Origin of the sequence: Mesorhizobium sp. M7A.F.Ca.US.014.04.1.1 (genome assembly GCF_003998745.1) — a bacterium.
Classification (GTDB): Bacteria; Pseudomonadota; Alphaproteobacteria; order Rhizobiales; family Rhizobiaceae; genus Mesorhizobium; species Mesorhizobium ciceri.
Window position 1 is genome coordinate 1 of sequence record NZ_RZRW01001105.1, and the last position, 1,059, is coordinate 1,059.

Here is a 1,059-nt window from a genome sequence, read left to right on the forward strand (position 1 = left end):
GTCCGTGGTTGGCGTGCACATTGGCGCGGGAACGATCGACGCGACCATCACCGACCTCAGGGCCGCCTCGAAAGCCATGGCCTCGCAGCATTTCGACACCGCCACCAGCGAACCCGCCGCGGTGATCGGCATGGTGGCGCGGATCGTCGAGCAATTGATCAAGAAGACCGGCGTCGACCGTTCGCGCCTGATCGGCCTGGGGCTCGGCGTGCCGGGACCGGTGGACACCAAGCGCCGCCGCAACCTGCAGTCGGTCAATTACGACTGGAAGGACGTGCCGTTCGCCGACGAGCTCGAAACGGCGCTGCGCATGCCGGTGGTGGTCGAGCACAATGTCAGCGCGATGGCGCTGGCGGAATCGCGCTACGGCATCGGGCGCGACACGACCGCGCTGCTCTACATCTATCTGCGCACCGGCCTCGGCGCCGGCCTGGTGATCAACGGCATGCCGTTCCGTCCCGGCGGCTACGGGGCCGTCGAGCTCGGCCATGTCCAGGTGGTCGAGGATGGCGAGCGTTGCGCCTGCGGCAATGTGGGCTGCCTGGAGACATTCCTGTCCGAACGCGCGCTGGCCCGCGCCGCCCATATCGACACGCCTCATCCCAGGCGCCTGCTGGCCGCGGTGGAGAAATATCCCGACGTCTGGAACGCGGCGCTCCGGCATCTGACGACGGCCATAGCGACGGCGACCAATTTGCTCAATCCCGATCTGATCGTCTTTGGCGGGCACCTGGCCGAAGCCCCGGAAAGCTTCATCGATCATATAAGGCGGGGCGTTCCGCCACGCGTCCTGCCGCCGATGCGCGACGTGCTGCGGGTCGAGCGGTCGAGCCTCGGTCCTGGTGCCGGCGCCATCGGTGCTGCTGCGGCGGCGCTCGACCATTTTTTCTATTCGGGGGTGTCGCGATGAGCGAAGCGTCGAAGACGACACGCTCCGGCGGCGGCTCGAACGAGGATCGGGGTATCGACTATCGCGGTCTCGCGCTCAATCTCTGCGGTCTCGTCGCCGGCATCGCCATCTGGTGGGTGTTGACGGCGGGCGGCGCGGTGGGCCTGCCG

At 67.6% G+C, this 1,059-nt stretch carries 1 protein-coding gene; it reads left to right on the plus strand.

Annotated features, from left to right (window positions below; all coding sequences use genetic code 11):
• Positions 1 to 910 (plus strand): ROK family protein (locus EOA22_RS34835; RefSeq protein ID WP_164756232.1); only part of this gene is annotated, 910 nt, incomplete at its 5' end.
• Positions 911 to 1,059: the final 149 nt, after the last annotated feature.